We start from the raw sequence: 16,807 nt of genomic DNA, 5'->3' as shown, positions 1-16,807 counted from the left end.
TAAACCCTTATCTTTACCTTAAATTATAAAACCTATGACCGTTAAGGATGTTATTAAGATTTTAGATGCATACGCACCTTTACACTACACAGAAGATTTTGACAATACAGGTTTGCTAGTAGGAAACAGCAAAGCAACCGTAACGGGTATTTTAGTTACTTTAGACACACTCGAGACAGTTGTAGATGAAGCGATACAAAACAATTGTAATATGATTGTAAGTTTCCACCCTATTATTTTCTCTGGACTTAAAAAATTAACGGGAGCCACGTATGTGGAGCGCACAGTTCAAAAAGCAATTAAAAATGATATTGCCATTTTTGCCATTCATACAGCTTTAGACAATTCATGGAATGGAGTGAACGCTATGATATGCAAAAAGTTAGGTCTCAGTAATCGGCGAGTTTTACTACCCAAAAAAGAGCTTATAAAAAAGTTAACTACCTATGTACCTACTGAAAGTTTAAACCATGTAAGAACGGCACTTTTTGAAGCCGGTGCGGGAACCATTGGTAATTATAGTCAGTGTAGTTTTACTTCAGAAGGCATCGGAAGCTTTCAAGGCGAAGAAGGAAGCGCACCTACGATAGGAGAAACTGGGGAGCTTCGTTTTGAAGCAGAAACGCTATTAAGCGTAACTTTTCCGAAGCATATAGAGACATCGGTAATATCTGCCCTATTTGCTTCACATCCTTACGAAGAAGTTGCCTATGAAACTATAACATTAGATAATACCCATCAGCATATTGGCATGGGTATGATAGGAGAACTTGCCGCGGAAATTTCCGAAGAAGAACTACTCACTAAGTTGAAAGACACTTTTAAAACTGGTGTCATTAAGCATTCTGCCAAACACAATAAAAAGGTGCAGAAAATCGCGGTTTTAGGCGGCAGTGGAAGTTTTGCCATTTCAGCTGCGAAGGCGGCAGGGGCAGATGTTTTTGTTTCGGCCGACTTTAAATACCATGATTTTTATCAAGCCGAAGGAACCATCTTACTTTGTGATGTGGGGCATTATGAAAGTGAACAATACACAAAAGACCTATTAGTTGATGTGCTTACAAAAAAAATCACTAATTTTGCAGTCGTTTTATCACAAACAAACACCAATCCTATTAGCTATTTTTAATTTATGGCCACAAAAACAGAAACCACTGTAGAAGAGAAGTTAAGAGCCTTGTACGACCTACAATTAATTGACTCACGAGTAGACGAAATTAGAAACGTACGCGGTGAACTCCCATTAGAAGTTGAAGACTTAGAAGATGAAGTTGCTGGAATGAACACCCGCCTAGACAAATTGAAGGCAGATCTTGAGGTGATTGAAGAAAGTATTAAAGAGAAGAAAAACGGGATTGAAGAATCTAAGTCTCTTATAAAAAAATACACTGCTCAGCAAGATAACGTTCGTAACAACCGAGAGTACAACTCTTTAAGTAAAGAGGTTGAATTTCAAGAACTAGAAATTCAATTGGCTGAAAAGCACATTAAAGAATTTAAGGCACAAATCGAGCAGAAATCTATTGTAATAGAAGAAACTGTAGCACGATTAGAGGCTCGTAAAGAACACTTAAAGCATAAGCAAAGTGAACTAAATGAGATTTTAGCCGAAACTGAAAAAGAAGAAAAAGCACTTATTAAGGAGTCTGAAAAATTCGAAAAGAAGATTGAAGAGCGTTTGGTAAATGCATATAAAAGAATACGAAGCAATGTAAAAAATGGTCTAGCTGTTGTGCCCGTAGAACGCGGAGCTTCAGGAGGTTCTTTCTTTACCATTCCACCTCAAGTACAGATGGAAATTGCCTCTCGTAAAAAGATCATCACAGATGAGCATAGCGGTCGTATTTTGGTTGATCCAGAATTGGCTACCGAAGAGCAAGAGAAAATGGAAGCAATGTTCGCTAAGATGAAATAAGCAGCGCTTCTAAAATTATAACAAAGCCTTCACATACTGTGGAGGCTTTTTTTTGTACTTTATTGAAAGGAATGATTTCTAAAACGACCTAACTAAAAAACTAAAGTTACTATGAAAAGGCTACTATATTTATTTGCCGCTTTGGCGCTTGTATCATTACAGGCATCTTGCCAATCGTCTAACGAGAATAACAAGAAAGCAGAAGCAGAGGCTCAAAACAATCAAACCCCAGTGGTTGTACCGTCAGAAAACGGATTAGAAAAAGCATATTTTGCCAGTGGTTGTTTTTGGTGTGTTGAAGCAATCTATGAGAGCGTAGCTGGGGTAAAAGAGTCTATTTCGGGGTATAGCGGTGGCCATACAGAAAACCCCACATACGAATCTAGCAATACCGGAAGAACCGGACATGCAGAAGCTGTAGAAATCATTTATGACCCGAAAATCGTTAGTTTTAGTCAATTGGTAGATGTGTATTTTGGTTCGCAAAATATTACTCAAGTTAATGGCCAAGGACCAGATAATGGCTCTCAATACCGCTCCATCATTTTTTACCAAAACAACACTCAAAAACAAATTATTGATACAAAGATTGCTGCGTTAGAAGCAAAGTTAGGCGAAGGGAAGGTTGCTGCACAAGTTTTACCCTTTCAAAAATTTTGGATTGGGGAAGGGTATCATCAAAATTTCGAACGTCTAAATCCGAATCACCCATACATTCTAAATGTATCTGTTCCTAGATTAAGACGTTTTCAGAAGAAATTTCCGCAGTTATTGAAAGAAGGGTCGCATTAAGGCTTCATGATGTGAAAGATTTGCATCAGTAGTGGTAGTTCTTACATTATTATTTTACCGATGCATTTGCCGAAATAATTCTTCATTTAATTCTTCTTTGCTTTTACCTCAAACAATAGTGGGTAGCGCCCGTTTGGTACTTCATATAAATTTTCGGCATTCTTTACTAAATCAGGAAACACGTTGTAAGGAGATGCTTCGTGTTCTTTTAAAAACTCTATAGTGAGCCCAGCATTAGCAAGACTTGTTACTACTTCGCCTAGGCTATGATTCCAGCCATATTCTTTACTAATTATATTGGCAGTTTCATCTGCATATGTACCTTGGTACTCATCATAAATAGTTTCCTTTTGTTGATAGCCATACTTGAGTTCTGGCGGAGAAACCGTATAGTCATACATCCAGGCTATTGGGTGAAACTCTACTATATAAAATATGCCTCCAGGTTTTAACCTTTCAGCAATCATTTGAGCCCATGGAGCAAGATCGGGCAACCAACCTATGGTGCCATAACTTGTAATTACAATGTCGAAAGACTCAGAAATATGTGCCGAAGTGTCTAATACATTACAACATACAAACGTTGCGTCCTCCTTTAACTCCTGTGCGAGCGCTTTTGCCAATTTTATGCCCTCTTCTGAAATATCGACTCCGGTACACTTAGCCCCCATCCTACTCCAGCTAAGGGTGTCTTGGCCAAAATGACATTGCAAATGCAGCAAGCTCTTTCCTGAAACATCTCCTAGCGCTTCTAGTTCATACTTATTTAAACTAGATTTTCCTTTCTTAAAAGCGTCTATATCATAAAACGTGCTTTGTGCGTGAATTGCTACTTTCTTATTCCAAGTTTCTCTATTGGTCTCAAATTCTTTTTGGTAGTTCATGATGCTTAAAATATCTTATAAAGATAAGAAGTTAAATTTTTCTATTCTAACGAGGTACAAAGCTAGAGTTTCAGAAAATATACAATCGTACATTAGCACCTCTTTAACAAACTAGGTTAACACTGGGTTAAAGAATATTGTTTCGCAGTAACTTCATGTATCTTTAATAACATATAACCATTAAAACTAAAATCATGAGAGACATAATCTGGCTTATTGTAGTCATTCTAATCATCGGTTGGCTTGTAGGGTATTTCGGATTTGGAGAAGCGGTAGGTAGTTTAATTCATATACTATTAGTATTAGCCGTTATCGGAATTCTATATCGATTGGCTACAGGGCGTAGGCCATAAAACAGCAACACATTTGTTAATTAACACAAAAACCATAACATGAAAAAAGTATTCACATTTTTATTAGCAGCAGGATTATTAACAGCAACAGCAACTTCTATGATAAGTTGTAGAGAAAAATCGACTGTAGAAAAAGTTGTAGATGACGTTGAAGATGCAGTAGATTAAACGTTGCGTTTTTTAAGTATAGCCCTCCTAAATTATATGATTTAGGAGGGCTTTGTTTTTACCACCTTCACAATGTAGGTTCGCATACAGACATTATATGTTAAATGAGCTACTGACTAAAGGTATTCTTGTGCTTTTTCCTTTCAATAACCCAACGAAAATTATGTGCGCAAAAATACTTTCCTTATTTTTACATAAAACCAACCATTATGACCAGAACTCTTCTCTTAATAATGTGTATTAGCACCCTTTTTAGCTGCAATGACACAGCTAAAAACAATGATAGACTAGAGTTTATACCAGACCATGATGCAAATCCAGTACTATCCACCGCTGAAATTATAGCACATAAAAACGGACTGTTGTACTGGAAAGATGTCTCCGAGATTAGTTTTACCTTTAATGTAGATCGAGGAGAAAAACACTTCGAGCGTTCTTGGATTTGGAGTCCTAAGTCGCATGATGTTACCTTGAAAACTGCTACCGATACTATTTCATACAACCGAAAAGAAATGGATAGCACAAGCATGAAAACCGATGGCGGCTTTATTAATGATAGTTATTGGTTATTAGCTCCCTATAAATTAGTGTGGGACGAGGGAACAAACATTTCTGAAACAGAGAAAGCCCTAGCTCCTATCTCGCAGGACACTCTTAACAAACTTACTATTACTTATGGTGACGAAGGTGGTTATACCCCTGGAGATGCGTACGATTTTTTCTATGACGACAACTTCATGGTTCAAGAATGGATTTTTAGAGAAGGAAATAGTAACGAGCCTTCAATGATAACAACTTTTGAAGATTACAAAGATTTTAACGGTTTGAAGCTTGCTACAATGCATCAAGACAGCACTGGCGGTTTCAAATTATATTTCACTAACATTTCAGTAAAAAAATAATGCAGCATACGCTTCAATTTGCACAACAATGTGACGCCGAGGACCCGTTAAAACACTTTAGGGAGGAGTTTCTTTTACCAAAAGACACACAAGGCAATAATCTGATTTATCTCTGCGGAAATTCTCTAGGGTTGCAACCTAAATTAACACAAGAGTATATCCAACAAGAATTAAATGATTGGGCAAAACATGGAGTTGAAGGTCATACAGATGCTGAAAATCCATGGCTTCCTTATCACGAATTTCTCACCGAAACCATGGCATCTATCGTAGGTGCAAAACCTAGTGAAGTAGTAATGATGAACACCCTTACCACTAACTTACACTTAATGATGGTAAGTTTTTATCAGCCCACCCCCTCCAAATACAAAATCATCGTGGAAAGCGATGCATTTCCAAGCGACAAATACGCTGTTGAAAGTCAGTTGAAATTCCATGGGTTCGATCCATCAGACGGACTTATTCTATGGAAACCCAGAGCGGGAGAAGACCTTTGCCGTTTTGAAGATTTAGAACAAATCATGGCAGAACAGGGAGATCAAGTGGCCTTATTAATGATTGGAAGTACCAATTACTATAGCGGACAGCATTTTCCACTAAAAAAAATTACAGAACTCGGCCATAAGTATGGCTGCAAAGTTGGATTCGATTTGGCACACGGCGCTGGTAATATTGAGCCAAAACTGCACGAAACAGGAGCAGATTTCGCTGTCTGGTGTAGCTATAAATACTTAAACAGCGGACCAGGAAGTCTGGGTGGTTGTTTTGTGCATGAGCGCCATGCAAACAACGACAAATTAAACCGGTTTACCGGCTGGTGGGGACATAACAAAGAGACGCGTTTCAATATGCGCCATGAGTTTGACGCACTACAAGGTGCCGAAGGTTGGCAATTAAGCAATCCGCCTATCTTAAGTATGGCTGCTATTAGAGCCAGTTTAGCTGTATTTGCAGATGCTGGATTTAATAAGCTACGTAAGAAATCGATAAAGCTTACGGGCTACCTAGAGTTTTTGTTGCATGACCTAGAAAATGATGCTATTAATATCATTACCCCAAGTAATCCAGAAGAACGCGGGTGTCAGTTAAGTATTCAATTAAAAAGTGCAAACAAAGAGACACATACAAAGCTTACAAAAACCGGAGTAATTAGTGATTGGCGCGAACCCGATGTAATTCGCGTAGCTCCAGCACCGCTCTACAACAGCTTTGAAGATGTTTTTGAATTTGTACAGCGATTAAAGAAGGTTTTATAAAACAACAAAGTTCCCTCGAGCGCAGTCGAGTGGTTTAAGAAAACTGAGATAACATAAATTAAGGTCTCGACTGCGCTAGACCAAACAACTATGTTGAATAAAGATCAAAACATACTAATTATTGGTGCAGGGCTCTGCGGAAGCCTCTTAGCATTAAGAATGGCGCAGCGAGGCTATACAGTAACCCTTGTTGAAAAACGCCCAGACTTACGAAAACAACTCCAAGACGCAGGACGTTCCATTAACTTAGCACTAAGTGATCGTGGGCTCAAAGGGCTAAGACTCGCAGGTGTTGAAGAAGCTGCAAAAAAATTGTGTATTCCAATGTTGGGACGCATGATTCATGACAAAGAAGGAAATACTTTTTTAAGTAAATATAGCGGCAGAGAAAACGAATATATCAATTCTATCTCGCGTCCTGGATTAAACATGCTCTTGTTAGACGAAGCTGAAAAAATGCCTAATGTTGAAATTATCTTTAACAAAGGCTGTAAATCTGTAGATTTAGAGAGCGCGTCTGCCACATTCAAGGACTATACAACAGGAGAAGATGTGACCTTTCAAGGAGATATTGTTCTAGGTACCGATGGCGCAGGGTCTGTGGTTCGTAAAAGTATGTTTAACCATAAAAAGTTCCTGTTTAGTTTTTCTCAAGAATGGCTCACCCATGGGTATAAAGAAATCACCATACCAGCTGCAGACGGTGGTGGGTATCGAACAACTATGAATGCACTTCATATCTGGCCACGTGGCGAAGACATGCTAATTGCACTACCAAATTTAGATGGCAGTTTTACCGTCACCTTATTCCTGCCTTACGCCAATAGCGACTATTGCTTCGATAATTTAACTACTCCAGAGATGGTGACAGAATATTTCAGCAAAGAATATCCAGATGCCATTGCCCTAATGCCTAATCTGGTCACAGAATTTTTTGAAAATCCAACGGGCCCTTTAGGTACTATAAAGTGTTCTCCTTGGAACTGCTACGGAAAAACGCTGTTACTTGGAGATGCCGCGCATGCCATTGTTCCATTTTACGGTCAAGGTATGAATGCAAGTTTTGAAGATGTTGTTGTATTTAACGAGGTGCTAGATACGTTAGAAAACGAAAGTACCGATTGGAAAGCAGTTTTTCACGCCTATGAAGAAGCTAGAAAGAAGGATACAGATGCCATTGCAGACCTGGCAGTAGATAATTTTCACGAAATGAAAGAACATACTGCTAGTACCTTATTTCAGAAAAAGAGAAAATTAGAAACTGCTTTTGAAGCCGAATTTCCGCAAGAATACTATAGCAAATACTCCTTAGTTACCTTTAATGAAAGCATCACATATTCTGAAGCACTAAAAAAAGGACGGGCTCAGGATAAGGCTATTTTAAATTTAATTGCCGATGGTAAATTAACAGAAGAGATGAGTCTTCGTGAAAAATTAACCATGACACAAAAAGAAACAGAAGCAATCTTACATGATGATGCTATTGCATTTGGATAATGCCAAGAGGCTAACTATAGCAGTAAAAGGTAAGTAGATGTTCCCTCGAGCGCAGTCGAGTGGTTCATGAAAACTGAGATAACTAAATGAAGGTCTCAACTGCGCTCGACCATACACCCCATGACAAACAAGAGTAAATTAGTAGAAGGAAAAGCAACACCTCGGGGCGCATACCCCCATATAAAACGAGCAGGAGATTTTTTATTTGTCAGCGGAACGAGTTCACGATTACCCGACAATACCATTACAGGCGCCAACAAAATCGACGAAATGGGCACAATTTTTCTTGATATAAAAGAACAAACCCGCGCTGTATTAAACAACATCAAAGATGTCTTAGCAACAGAGAATGCAACCATGGCAGATGTCGTAGACGTATCGAGTTTTTTAGTAAACATGAATGATTTTGGAGGCTACAATCAAGTTTACGGCGAATTTTTTAGCAAAGAAACAGGTCCAACCCGAACAACAGTTGCAGTTCACCAACTACCCCACCCACATCTGGTTGTAGAAATTAAGGTCACAGCTTATAAACCTCTTGGGGGTTAAAAACATAAGAATCGCTATGAGACAATTTAGTTTATTGTTCTTTTTATTAATAGTTGGTGTTGTTTGTTCTCAAAATAGCACCTCATCTAAGGCTATACCTTTTACCATTGGAGAAACGGTCTCAGTGCAGTCTGAAATTTTACAAGAAAATAGAACTCTCAACATCTATCTTCCTAGGGGATATGACGAGAGCAAAAAAAAATATCCTATTATTTACCTTCTAGACGGTTCTGCAGATGAAGATTTTATTCACATTGCCGGACTTGTTCAATTTGGGTCTTTCTCGTGGATTAATATGCTCCCAGAATCTATTGTAGTAGGTATTTCCAATATAGATAGAAAAAGAGATTTTACATTTCCTTCTACCGTAAAACTAGACCAAGAAGAATTTCCAACTAGCGGAGGGTCTGAAAAATTTATTCAATTTTTAGAACGTGAATTACAACCGTTTATCGCTTCACGCTATAAAGTTTCCGAAGAAAAAACAATTATTGGCCAGTCTCTAGGCGGATTACTAGCTGCGGAAATTTTACTAAAAAAACCAAGCCTGTTTAACAATTACATTATTGTAAGTCCGAGTACCTGGTGGGATAACGAATCGATTTTGAAGCAAGAGGCAACAAAAACTTGGGCGCCAAAACAAGTTTATATTGCCGGTGGTACCGAGGGACCAACCATGCAAACAGGAGCAATTAACTTGTATTATAAACTCTTAGCGGCTTCAAAGGATACTAAGAACAAGGTTTTTTATCATTTTCTCGAGGCGCAAGACCATGGAGACGCATTGCATTTAGCGGTGTACAATGCCTTCGAAAAATTATTTGAGAACGAAACCAAGAAGTAACATTTATGAAAAAAATTCTCAACTACATAGACGGTACCTATCAAGATCCTACTTCTGGAGAATGGTTAGACAACTTTAACCCAAGTACTGGTAACATCTATTCGCAGATTGCGAAAAGCACTCCGAAGGATATTGAACACGCTTATGTTGCAGCGAAAGAAGCTTTTCCATCTTGGAGTACCACCCCAATTGAAACTCGCAGTAAAATTATGCTGCGTATTGCAGATTTAATTGAAGCCAATTTAGATCGTTTGGCAGCAGCCGAAAGTTTAGATAATGGCAAACCCGTATCGCTTGCTAAGGCAGTAGACATTCCTAGAGCAAGTGCAAATTTTAGGTTTTTTGGCAATGCAATTACGCAATTTGCTAGTGAAGCCCATGAAAGTGTTGGAAGAAACACGATGAATTTTACATTACGCCAACCTATTGGTGTAGTTGGATGTATTTCTCCATGGAACCTTCCCCTCTATCTCTTTACCTGGAAAGTAGCTCCGGCCATTGCAGCCGGAAATTGTGTGGTGGCAAAACCAAGTGAAGTAACACCAATGACTGCCTATTTATTAGGCGAATTGTTATCTGAAGCTGGACTACCCAAAGGAGTTTTAAACATTGTTCATGGTACTGGTCCTGAAGCGGGGCAAGCTATTGTAGCGCATCCAAATATAAAAGCGATTAGCTTTACAGGTGGCACTACCACAGGAGAACATATAGCCAGAACGGCTGCACCTATGTTTAAAAAGTTATCGTTAGAACTAGGGGGTAAAAATCCGAACCTGATTTTTGCAGATTGTAATTATGAAAAAATGCTTTCGGTAACAGTAAAATCTTCTTTTGCTAATCAAGGGCAAATTTGCCTCTGTGGAAGTAGAATTTATGTAGAAGAGTCTATAGCCGAAACCTTTAAGAAAGATTTTGTAGCTAAAGTGTCAGAACTAAAAGTTGGAAATCCGTCTGACAATGACACGAATTTAGGCGCACTGGTTTCCCAAGCACATATGGAAAAGGTAGAGAACTATATTGAAATTGCTAAAAATGAAGGAGGCACCGTGTTATTTGGAGGAAACAAAGTCTCGGTACCCGGACATGAACAAGGGTATTATTTACAACCAACCGTTATTGAAATAGACGATAATAAATGCCGAATACAACAAGAAGAAGTTTTTGGCCCTGTAGTTACTATTGTAAGCTTTAAAGACGAAACCGAAGCAATACAAATGGCTAACGATGTGCAATACGGACTCTCTGCTACTGTTTGGACACAAGACTTGAACAGAACCATGCGAGTTTCTAAACAGTTAGAAGCAGGAATTGTTTGGGTAAACACTTGGCTAAATCGTGATTTACGTACGCCTTTCGGCGGGGTTAAAAATAGCGGAGTTGGACGAGAGGGCGGATTTGAAGCCTTGCGCTTTTTTACCGAGCCTAAAAACGTTTGTATTACGTATACTGATTTGCCAAATAACCCTTAAACCTTTGGTAGTTTGTTATGAATTATTAGATTACATAGTACACATACCCTCGAGCGCAGTCGAGGGTTCTACTAAAACAATATATTTAAATTAGGTCTTACCTGCGCTCGACCACACAAGAAAAAAGATGAATATAGATTTAACGAATAAAAATGCGCTGGTCTGCGGAAGCACTGCAGGCATAGGTAAAGCGGTTGCTAAGCAATTGGCTAAGATGGGAGCTACTGTTACTTTAGTAGCTCGTAACGAAGAAAAACTAAAGGAAACTTTAATAGAATTGCACCATGAGCAGGGGCAGAAACACAATTATTTTGTTGCCGATTTCACCAAGCCTGACGAAGTACGAGAAAAAGTTGCTGTGGCTAAAGAACGTAAGATATGGCATATTTTGGTAAACAACACAGGAGGACCCAAAGGAGGACCTATTTTTTCGGCAGATACTTCAGAATTTATTAAGGCTTTTTCTATGCACCTTGAGTGTAATCAGATATTAGTACAAGCCTTGGTACCTGGTATGAAAGAAGCAGATTACGGACGTATTATTAATATTATTTCAACTTCAGTTAAGCAGCCTATAGACGGGCTGGGGGTTAGCAATACCATTAGAGGTGCAGTTGCAAGCTGGAGTAAGACATTGGCAAATGAATTAGGCCAATACGGAATTACCGTGAATAATGTTTTGCCAGGTTTTACAGCCACAGATAGATTAGATGATATTATTGACAAAGCTTCAGAACGCACTGGAAAATCGAAGGCAGAAGCATCTAAGTGGATGCAAAGCCTGGTTCCTGCAAGGCGTTTTGCACAGCCTGGTGAAATCGCCAATGCGGTAGCTTTTTTAGCCACGGAAGCTGCAAGTTATATTAATGGTATTAACCTTCCCGTAGATGGTGGGAGAACCAAAAGTTTGTAACTTTATAAACAATACCTGAGGTATACACTAAGTACAATTGTGCTTTCGCGTATAAAGTCAGATTAATTTTCGGGCAGGGATAGAGCGAAGGTACCCCGCTGCGGCTGGCAGAAGCCAGGAAAGCGTGTACCCGTGAAAGCCCGACCCGCCGTGGCGGGGCACGCCAAACTAACAATAAAATTATGTCACGAAAAAAGCTACGTATTAATGGTCATTCGCATTTGCTACCTTACCCAGAAGATATACCGCAATTTATGCACGATAAGGGGATTTTTTGGGTAGATAAAGACCGAAAATTTATGCTTCAAAAAGATTGGAGTCGCCCGGTAACAGACTCTAGTTTTTTTCTCGATGAGAAATTGGCATGGATGGAAAAATACAAAATTGACCATGCTGTGGTGCTCAACCTCTCACAACTCTACGGAAATGGGCTGCGATTGGAAGAAATGAAGCAAGCATTGCGATTTCAGAACGATTTTAATGCACGCATACAGAAAGAAAACCCCTCAAAATTTACGTGTGGTTTTGTTATACATCCTGGTTTTATTCGAGGTGCGCTTTGGGAAATAGAGCGTTGTGTTGAAGTTTTAGGCATGCAGTTATTGTGTTTACCAACACACTATATGGATACCATTGGAACGTGGCGTTGTATATTTGACGAAGAAAATGAACCCATCTTTGAACTCGCTAGCAAATACAATTTAGCAGTAGAAATTCATCCGTATGACGGTGAAAAGTTTATTAAGCTTCAGAATACGGCATGGCGTTTTCATCTTATCTGGATGCTGGCGCAGTGTGCAGATGCCTATCATTTTTTGACGCTTAATGGCTATGCAGATAAATACCCCGGAATGCGCACCTGTTTTGCACATGGCGGACAATTAGCACAAATGAATTTAGGTAGGCGAATACAAGGTTTTGATGGTAGACCAGATTTGTTTGAGGGCAAAGTTCACCCAAGAAAAGCAGTAGGTCATAAAAATATCTTTTTCGACACTTTGGTGCATGACACTGGTTCTTTAGAATTACTCGTTAAAAATCAAGGAGTACAGCAAGTTTTAGTGGGTCTTGACGACCCCTATCCGTTGGGAGAAATGGAAAGTGAAATGCAATCGTCGTATCCTGGAAAAATCTTAGACTTAGCCAAAGACCGAGAAATTATAACTGAAGCCGATGCAGCTCTTATGTGGGAAGACAACGTACTACAATGGTTGTGTGGTGATGATGAAGCAGCAAAGGAAAAATTGATTAAGAGAATTTTAAGCTAATGGATTTTCTACCTGAAAAGATAGACGAATATGTTATTGCACACTCTCAGGCCGAACCTGAACTTCTACAGGAATTAACACGCGAGACTTGGCAAAAGGTTTTAGCACCTCGAATGTTAAGTGGGCATTTTCAAGGACGTGTATTAAGTATGGTTTCTAAGTTAATAAGACCAAAGAACGTTTTAGAAATTGGCACGTATACAGGTTATTCTGCTCTGTGTTTAGCTGAAGGGCTCGATTCTGAAGGAGAACTTCATACGATTGATATTAATGAAGAATTACATACTTTTCAACGAAAGTATTTTGACAAGTCAGGATATGGAGACCAAATTATACAACACACAGGAAATGCACTAGCTATTATTCCAACATTGCCCCAATCTTTTGATCTGGTTTTTATAGATGCCGATAAAAGAAACTATCCGAATTATCTAGAACTCCTACTACCCACATTACCATCAGGGGCTGTGATTTTAAGTGATAATGTATTGTGGAGTGGCAAGGTTGTTGAAAAAGTTGCCGACGATGATGTAGATACCGTTGCGCTCTTACGTTATAACAAACTTCTTAACGAGCATCCTAAATTAGAAACCGTTCTCCTACCAATTAGAGACGGACTTACAATTTCTAGGGTGAAATAATGGCATTATTGCTGAATAGGTACTTTTGCAAGCAAGGCTTTACAGATAGCATGCATTATAAAAGCAATTGTTGTACCAACAACTGCTCCTACCAAAAGATCACTAGGATAGTGAACACCTACGTAGACTCTACTTATTACAAATAAAATAGGCCAGAGAAAAGCTAGATATATCCATTTTGAGAATTTCCTAATTACCAATACTACAAAGGTGGTAACAGCAAAACTAGAGGATGCATGGCCAGAGAAAAAACTATAGTTTGTTGGCTTTTGTAAAACCCTTATAAGGTTAGTAAGTTCTTCAACATTGTTGGGTCGCAATCGAGCAACGTAGTCTTTCACTAGGTTTGTAAAGGTTATGGTAACGGTAAACGATAGAACAGTAAAAAACAGGACGATCAGACCTTTTCTAAGTCCGTACTTCACAAAAATTATAGCAAAAAAGAAAATAAATAAGGGAATCCAACTTTCTATTTGGGTAACAAATATCCAAAAGCTATCGCAAGTTTCAATACCTAGGTTATTGAGCCAAACAAACAGCTCTCTATCCCAGTTCTTTAACGTTTCAAGCATTAAAATTTCCGCTTTATTGGACCTGTTATGTCGCTTACATCCTCCTTGACCTTGTCAATTTCTTTGCGAACATCTTTAGTTATATCGATATCAACACCATGCTGTTCTGCGCTTTTGGTGATTTCAGATTTGATATCGTTGGTAGCGTCTTTAATTTGCCTCATCCCTTTACCTAGTCCACGAGCAATTTCTGGCACTTTATCTGCGCCAAAGACCATGAGTACGATAAATAGAATAAACGCTATTTCGCCGCCACTAATGAATAAAGGAAGGACTACCATTTTCATATGGCAAAGATACTTTTTTCAATTCAGAATTCGGAATTACAAATTATGAAATATTTCAACAACTATTAGAAAAGGAAAAGCCCTTTTCAATCCCGATATGAACAGGTGAAAAGGGCATTTATTCTAGTTCAGCAAAAGACTATTTATCGCCTTTCACTTCATTTTTAAATTTATTAAATTCCCCTAACTTCTTGCGCTTTGGCCAAGAATTGTTAGATGTATCTACATCGGCTGTCTCTTCGTCTGGATCGACAACAATTTTTGTTATTTCCTTTTCTGAAGCAATTACTTTACCTACCTCAGCATCGTTCTTTCTCCAAATCTGCGCTGGATATTTAAAACGTTCTACAGTTCCGTCGCTATACGTTACTTCGGCAATAATTGGCATTGGAATTCCTCCTGGCTTTTCGAATGTAACTTCATAAAAATACTTCGGACTTTTCATTTTTGCTCTATCTGCCGCTGGAACGTTATCCATGATATATTCTTGAAGTGTAGACACATCATCCAACGTAGCGTTTTTCATGCTCTCGTCATAATCTTCACTACCCTCTTCTACCAAATATACCAATGGTGGCAAATCGCTTTCTGACATTCCACGAGCTTCCATCATTTCGCGTACTTGCTTGTTCATTTTACTAGTAACATAAAATTTCTTTACTTCTTTCACACCAATATCTGTGTAATCTGTAGTATAGAACCAAGCTCTCCAGAACCAATCTAAATCTACCGCAGAAGCATCTTCCATAGTACGGAAAAAATCTTCTGGTGTTGGGTGCTTAAACATCCAACGCTGCGAATAGGTTTTAAAAGCGTAGTCGAATAACTCGCGTCCCATTATGGTCTCACGTAAAATATTTAAACCTGTAGCTGGTTTAGAGTATGCATTAGCACCAAAACTATAGGTGTTTAACCCTTTGGTCATAATTGGTGCAATTCTGTCTTGATCTCCACCCATATATCCAACAATATTTTTAGCGGGTCCGCGACGCGATGGATACTTTTTATTTGGTGCGATTGCCGATGGATATTTTTCTCCAAAATCTTGTTCTGCCACATACTGCACAAAAGTATTAATACCTTCATCCATCCAAGTCCATTGGCGCTCATCACTATTTACAATCATTGGGTAGTAGTTATGTCCAACTTCGTGAATAATAACACCAAACATTCCGTATTTAGTTCGGTCGCTGTAATTCCCGTCTTTATCTGGACGTCCATAGTTCCAGCAAATCATTGGATATTCCATTCCTTGATTCTTTGCATGTACTGAAATTGCCTTGTGGTACGGGTAATCGAACGCCATACGAGAATACGTTTCTAGTGTACTAGCAACTACTTTAGTAGACCAATCTTCCCATAACGGATTTCCCTCTGGAGGATATACAGAAACTGCCATTACATCGCGATTTCCAATTTTAACAGCCATCATATCCCATATAAAACGTCTTGATGTAGCAAAACCGTAGTCACGCACATTTTCTGCTTTAAACTTCCATGTTTTAGTTCCTGTAGCAAATCCTTTAGAAGCAGCTTCGGCTTCTTCTTGTGTTACAATTAGTACAGGTTCGGTATACGATTTCTTTGCTTGCTCGTAACGGTTCATCATAGTTTTGCTGAATACTTCCTTACGGTTTAACAATTCTCCCGTTGCATCCAAGATATGATCTGCTGGCACTGTAATGCTTACTTCAAAGTCGCCGAAAGGCAATGCAAATTCATCACGTCCCCAGAATTGGCTATTCTGCCATCCTTCTACATCGCTATAGACAGCCATACGTGGGTAAAATTGCGCAATTACGTATCCTTTATTACCATCTTCAAAAACTTCATACCCACTACGTGCACGGTCTACAGTATGGTCTGGTACATTATACCACCACTTAATTGAGAATGTAAAAGACTCTCCTGTTTTTAGGTTCTTTGGCATTTCAACACGCATCATTGTGCGGTTAATAGTGTGTGGTAACGGATTTCCATTTTTATCTTTAACGTAGTCGATTTTAAATCCGCCGTCAAAACCTGCTCCCATATATTTTCCAACAAAGGCTCCTGCCATTTCTGCCGGTGCAGCTCCGCTTGGTTCAATTAAAGGTGTTTGAGAATCTTTCGCACGTACATTTTGGTCTAATTGCACCCAAAGATATTCTAACTCGTCTGGAGAATTATTTTTGTACGTAATGGTTTCAGTACCATAGATTTTTGAGTTCTTATCATCTAAAACCAAATTCATTACATAATCTGCTTGTTGCTGATAATAGTTTGGTCCTGGCGCACCATTTGGAGAGCGATACATGTTAGGTGTAGAAAACTCTTCGTACAGCTGCTTAAAACGGTTATTGTTGTAGTGTCCTGGTTTGCGTTCTTCCTTTTCGGTGTCTTGCGCAAATGTCATTCCAGCACTTAGGAATAATGCAACCAAGGAAAGGTATTTAACTAATTTCATGAATGTAAAAATTAAATTATTTGATTGGTTTAAAAATACTTGATATAAAGG

General features: G+C 38.8%; 18 protein-coding genes. 14 read left to right on the top strand and 4 right to left on the bottom strand.

Annotated features, from left to right (window positions below; all coding sequences use genetic code 11):
• Positions 1-34: 34 nt before the first annotated feature.
• The 3 genes from G5B37_RS13195 (at position 35) to msrA (ending at position 2,707) form a co-directional block, all read left to right on the top strand.
• Positions 35-1,129, top strand: coding sequence for a Nif3-like dinuclear metal center hexameric protein (locus G5B37_RS13195; RefSeq protein ID WP_164680493.1), 1,095 nt, complete (start codon positions 35-37; stop codon positions 1,127-1,129).
• 3 nt (positions 1,130-1,132) lie between these two features.
• Positions 1,133-1,915, top strand: coding sequence for a zinc ribbon domain-containing protein (locus tag G5B37_RS13190; RefSeq protein ID WP_164680492.1), 783 nt, complete (start codon positions 1,133-1,135; stop codon positions 1,913-1,915).
• Positions 1,916-2,026: 111 nt separating this feature from the next.
• Positions 2,027-2,707 carry a peptide-methionine (S)-S-oxide reductase MsrA gene (gene msrA, locus G5B37_RS13185; RefSeq protein WP_164680491.1) on the top strand — a complete coding sequence of 227 codons (681 nt, stop codon included), beginning with the start codon at positions 2,027-2,029 and terminating at the stop codon, positions 2,705-2,707.
• Positions 2,708-2,793: 86 nt separating this feature from the next.
• Here the strand turns inward: msrA and G5B37_RS13180 are convergent, their stop codons facing one another.
• Positions 2,794-3,591, bottom strand: a complete 798-nt coding sequence (locus G5B37_RS13180) for a class I SAM-dependent methyltransferase (RefSeq protein WP_164680490.1) — start codon at positions 3,589-3,591, stop codon at positions 2,794-2,796.
• A gap of 194 nt (positions 3,592-3,785) precedes the next feature.
• Here G5B37_RS13180 and G5B37_RS13175 point away from each other — a divergent pair, with 194 nt between their 5' ends.
• From G5B37_RS13175 to G5B37_RS13130, 11 genes are all read left to right on the top strand, one after another.
• Entirely contained in the window at positions 3,786-3,944 is a 159-nt protein-coding gene (locus G5B37_RS13175; protein ID WP_164680489.1) for a lmo0937 family membrane protein, read from the top strand.
• Between the two features lie 39 nt (positions 3,945-3,983).
• The gene (locus tag G5B37_RS15215) at positions 3,984-4,112 is read left to right on the top strand and encodes a hypothetical protein (protein WP_263649801.1); all 129 of its coding nucleotides are present in this window, start codon (positions 3,984-3,986) and stop codon (positions 4,110-4,112) included.
• A 209-nt stretch (positions 4,113-4,321) separates the two neighbouring features.
• Positions 4,322-5,014, top strand: a complete 693-nt coding sequence (locus G5B37_RS13170; RefSeq protein ID WP_164680488.1) for a hypothetical protein — start codon at positions 4,322-4,324, stop codon at positions 5,012-5,014.
• Positions 5,014-6,270 (top strand): kynureninase, encoded by a 1,257-nt coding sequence (gene kynU / locus G5B37_RS13165; protein WP_164680487.1) that lies wholly within the window; start codon positions 5,014-5,016, stop codon positions 6,268-6,270. Before G5B37_RS13170 ends, kynU begins: the two co-directional genes overlap by 1 nt.
• A 93-nt stretch (positions 6,271-6,363) precedes the next feature.
• Positions 6,364-7,767, top strand: coding sequence for an FAD-dependent oxidoreductase (locus G5B37_RS13160; protein ID WP_164680952.1), 1,404 nt, complete (start codon positions 6,364-6,366; stop codon positions 7,765-7,767).
• Between the two features lie 120 nt (positions 7,768-7,887).
• On the top strand, positions 7,888-8,316 hold the full coding sequence (locus tag G5B37_RS13155) for a RidA family protein (protein WP_164680486.1): 429 nt from the start codon (positions 7,888-7,890) through the stop codon (positions 8,314-8,316).
• A gap of 16 nt (positions 8,317-8,332) precedes the next feature.
• Positions 8,333-9,160 (top strand): alpha/beta hydrolase, encoded by an 828-nt coding sequence (locus tag G5B37_RS13150; protein WP_164680485.1) that lies wholly within the window; start codon positions 8,333-8,335, stop codon positions 9,158-9,160.
• A 5-nt stretch (positions 9,161-9,165) separates the two neighbouring features.
• Complete coding sequence (locus G5B37_RS13145; RefSeq protein WP_164680484.1) at positions 9,166-10,629, top strand: aldehyde dehydrogenase; 1,464 nt, start codon at positions 9,166-9,168, stop codon at positions 10,627-10,629.
• A 127-nt stretch (positions 10,630-10,756) separates the two neighbouring features.
• Positions 10,757-11,542 carry an SDR family oxidoreductase gene (locus tag G5B37_RS13140; protein ID WP_164680483.1) on the top strand — a complete coding sequence of 262 codons (786 nt, stop codon included), beginning with the start codon at positions 10,757-10,759 and terminating at the stop codon, positions 11,540-11,542.
• A 182-nt stretch (positions 11,543-11,724) separates the two neighbouring features.
• A complete protein-coding gene (locus tag G5B37_RS13135; protein ID WP_164680482.1) occupies positions 11,725-12,810 on the top strand; it encodes an amidohydrolase family protein in 1,086 nt (361 codons plus the stop codon).
• Positions 12,810-13,451: an O-methyltransferase gene (locus G5B37_RS13130; RefSeq protein ID WP_164680481.1), complete on the top strand. Its 642-nt coding sequence runs from the start codon at positions 12,810-12,812 to the stop codon at positions 13,449-13,451. Before G5B37_RS13135 ends, G5B37_RS13130 begins: the two co-directional genes overlap by 1 nt.
• A gap of 5 nt (positions 13,452-13,456) precedes the next feature.
• On the opposite strand, the gene G5B37_RS13125 is transcribed toward G5B37_RS13130, so the two are convergent.
• From G5B37_RS13125 to G5B37_RS13115, 3 genes are all read right to left on the bottom strand, one after another.
• Positions 13,457-14,023, bottom strand: coding sequence for a phosphatase PAP2 family protein (locus tag G5B37_RS13125; protein ID WP_164680480.1), 567 nt, complete (start codon positions 14,021-14,023; stop codon positions 13,457-13,459).
• Positions 14,023-14,304, bottom strand: a complete 282-nt coding sequence (locus G5B37_RS13120) for a Sec-independent protein translocase subunit TatA/TatB (RefSeq protein WP_164680951.1) — start codon at positions 14,302-14,304, stop codon at positions 14,023-14,025. Before G5B37_RS13120 ends, G5B37_RS13125 begins: the two co-directional genes overlap by 1 nt.
• Before the next feature lie 145 nt (positions 14,305-14,449).
• On the bottom strand, positions 14,450-16,756 hold the full coding sequence (locus G5B37_RS13115; protein WP_164680479.1) for a M1 family metallopeptidase: 2,307 nt from the start codon (positions 16,754-16,756) through the stop codon (positions 14,450-14,452).
• Positions 16,757-16,807: the final 51 nt, after the last annotated feature.

Origin of the sequence: Rasiella rasia, assembly GCF_011044175.1 — a bacterium.
GTDB classification, from domain to species: Bacteria; Bacteroidota; Bacteroidia; order Flavobacteriales; family Flavobacteriaceae; genus Marinirhabdus; species Marinirhabdus rasia.
Note: the sequence above shows the minus strand (reverse complement) of the source record. Positions and strands in the feature narration are given on the sequence as shown.